Annotated in this window: 4 protein-coding genes; 1 reads left to right on the plus strand and 3 read right to left on the minus strand. The window is 50.1% G+C overall.

What is annotated here, in order from left to right:
• The coding region (locus ACMJ0U_RS04505; protein ID WP_417128448.1) for a hypothetical protein at positions 1-343 on the plus strand (343 nt) is incomplete at its 5' end.
• A gap of 56 nt (positions 344-399) precedes the next feature.
• Here ACMJ0U_RS04505 and ACMJ0U_RS04510 read toward each other — a convergent pair.
• From ACMJ0U_RS04510 to ACMJ0U_RS04520, 3 genes are all read right to left on the minus strand, one after another.
• Positions 400-1,311: a dihydroorotate dehydrogenase gene (locus tag ACMJ0U_RS04510; protein WP_304325611.1), complete on the minus strand. Its 912-nt coding sequence runs from the start codon at positions 1,309-1,311 to the stop codon at positions 400-402.
• On the minus strand, positions 1,299-2,075 hold the full coding sequence (locus ACMJ0U_RS04515; RefSeq protein WP_417128449.1) for a dihydroorotate dehydrogenase electron transfer subunit: 777 nt from the start codon (positions 2,073-2,075) through the stop codon (positions 1,299-1,301). Before ACMJ0U_RS04515 ends, ACMJ0U_RS04510 begins: the two co-directional genes overlap by 13 nt.
• A gap of 94 nt (positions 2,076-2,169) precedes the next feature.
• Positions 2,170-2,619, minus strand: a complete 450-nt coding sequence (locus tag ACMJ0U_RS04520; RefSeq protein ID WP_417128451.1) for a helix-turn-helix domain-containing protein — start codon at positions 2,617-2,619, stop codon at positions 2,170-2,172.
• Between the last annotated feature and the right edge of the window lie 40 nt (positions 2,620-2,659).

A 2,659-nucleotide genomic window follows, 5' to 3' on the forward strand; every position in this document is an offset into this window, starting at 1 on the left:
TATCCAACCCTCTATGACGAGTATCTCAAATGGTATCCCAAATAAAGAACCGCCACGTGCGGAACCGCATGCGTGGTGGTGTGAGAGGTCGGAAAACGAAAGTAGGAAGAAAACTACTTCGTTTTCCTCCTACTCGATTTATAACTATCCCGTTTTACTCTACAAAAATAGCGAAAAAAGAAGGTCATGGAAAGTACTTCAAATCATTTTTAATATCAAGAAGTATAAAATCTCTTTTAGGGATACCACCAACATTTACTATACAAGTGCGTTTCATTTAAAACGCCTTTACGTTTTAGGTAAAACGCACTTGCGTTTAAAAGAAAACGCCCTTGCGTTTTGAGATGAACGCAAGGACGTTTTTTATGCCTGTTTTTCGGGCCTTGAAAAGCCTTGTTTTCAGACTTCCAGTGCACCGATGATGTCGCGTACGGAACTGTATCCGTGACGGTCCAGATAGTCGTTGATGCCCTCGGCCACTTTCACGGTGATGGCCGGATCGATGAAGTTGGCTGTACCAATCTGGATGGCAGTAGCACCTGCCAGCAGGAATTCCACGGCATCCTTCCAGTTCATGATACCCCCCAGACCTACTACCGGAATGTTTACGGCTTTAGCTACCTGCCATACCATGCGCAGGGCGATGGGTTTCACGGCAGCACCACTCATACCTCCGGTCACGGTCGACAGGATGGGACGACGCTTTTCTGCATCGATGGCCATACCCAGCAGGGTGTTGATGAGCGACACGCTGTCGGCTCCGGCACCTTCTGCGGCACGGGCAATCTCGGTGATGTCTGTCACGTTGGGCGACAGTTTTACAATCAGTGTCTTCTTGTAGACTTTACGCACGGCACTCACCACTTCGGCAGCTCCGTGAGCCGTCACACCGAAAGCCATACCTCCCTGCTTCACGTTCGGGCAGGAAATGTTCAGCTCGATGGCCGGGATGTTTTCCAGTTCGTTGATGATGGAAGCCGTCTCCGCATAGTCTTCCACCTGTGAGCCGGACACGTTTACAATCATGTTCGTACGGATGTCCTTAATCTGCGGATAGATGTGGTCCACGAAATAATGCACGCCTTTGTTCTGCAAACCCACGGCATTGAGCATACCCATGGGTGTTTCGGCCATACGCGGGTAAGGGTTTCCTTCACGATGGTGAAGCGTGGTTCCCTTCACGATGATGCCTCCGATTTTCTCCAGATCCACGAAGTCCTGAAACTCCAGTCCATATCCGAATGTACCCGATGCGGTCATGACCGGGTTCGACAAGTTCAATTTACCGATGTTTACGCTTAAATCTGCCATAATAGTTTCTTTATATTAAATACCGGACCTTCTTTACATACGCACACATGTCCCTCGTCTGTCTTTTCCACGCAGCAGAGGCAGGCTCCGACGCCGCAGGCCATGGTGTTTTCCAGTGACACCTCGCATTCGATGCCTTCTGCCTTGGCATACTTGGCCACTGCCATCATCATGGGTTTCGGGCCGCAGGTGTAAATCATGTCAAACTTTTGTGCTTTCAGGACGCTGTGCATGGTGACGTATCCCTTTTCGCCCATGCTCCCGTCTTCGGTGGTGGTGTACACGTCGCCGAGGGCTTCAAACTGTTCCAGTTGGAGCAGGTCGTTCTTCGAGCGGGCACCCAGCAGGAAGGTGGGTTTGCATCCCTGCTTCAGGAGCGCTTCACCTAAATAGAGCATGGGGGCTGTACCTACACCGCCGCCCACGAGCAGCACCTTGGTGTCAGCAGAAATCGGCATGGTGAAGCCGTTGCCCAGAGGGAGCACTACGTTTACCGTATCGCCTTTCTGTACGGTGGCCAGTTTACGGGTACCGTCGCCCACGAGCTGGACGAGGAACCATACTTCGTTTTTCTCTCTATCTACGTAGTTGATGGAAATGGGGCGACGCAGGAAGGTAGTCGGCGAACCGTCCACCCGGATTTCGGCAAACTGTCCCGGAAGCATTTCGGGCAAGGGAGCCTCTTGCGTCAGCTTGATGAGAACGTAGTTCGCATGCAGGCGAGCGTTCTCGGTGACTGTCAAATCTAAGATGTATTTCTTCATATAAAAAAGGTAAATTCGTTTCTTTCACGCAAAGATACGAATTTACCTTTTATATGCCCAACCGCGGGCAGCAGCTTTTACCGCTCAGGAGTCTTTATTTTTCGGGTTTGAACACCTCGTAGGTGCCGTTGTCGAAGAAAATACGTATTTCGGTAATCTTCGGATGTGGCTTTTCGATGTACTTAACTTCCTCTCTGATAATCTCTTTGGGGGGATAAACTACGGTGGGAACCTCGTTTTCCTTGCGAAAATCGGAGTGTGCCGGCTCTTCGGCCGGGTTTTTCGGATTCTCGAGCGGTTGTGAGAACAGGTCCATGCCTGTTATGGCAGGAGCGCTTTCTTCCATTTCGCCTTCACCGTAGAGCAGCCAGTTGATGTTGATGTACGGACATGCCTTATGGATGCGCATGACGACTTCCAGGCTGGGTTTGTTTCGCCCGCTGAAGATGTGCGACAGTGAAGAGGTGGAGATACCTATCTTTTCGGCGAATTCGGCATTCGACAAACCCTCTTTTTGCATGACTTTTAGAATCCGGTCCTTCATATACAAATGGAAATGGCTTTGTTTGTTGATTACAAAAGTA

Source organism: Phocaeicola sp., from assembly GCF_048170425.1.
Lineage (GTDB): Bacteria > Bacteroidota > Bacteroidia > Bacteroidales > Bacteroidaceae > Phocaeicola.

Excerpts from the sequence above, each read along its gene's own strand:
- ACMJ0U_RS04510 (WP_304325611.1), bottom strand. The coding sequence starts at position 1,311 with ATGGCAGATTTAAGCGTAAACATCGGTAAATTGAACTTGTCGAACCCG.
- ACMJ0U_RS04515 (WP_417128449.1), bottom strand. The coding sequence starts at position 2,075 with ATGAAGAAATACATCTTAGATTTGACAGTCACCGAGAACGCTCGCCTG.
- ACMJ0U_RS04520 (WP_417128451.1), bottom strand. The coding sequence starts at position 2,619 with ATGAAGGACCGGATTCTAAAAGTCATGCAAAAAGAGGGTTTGTCGAAT.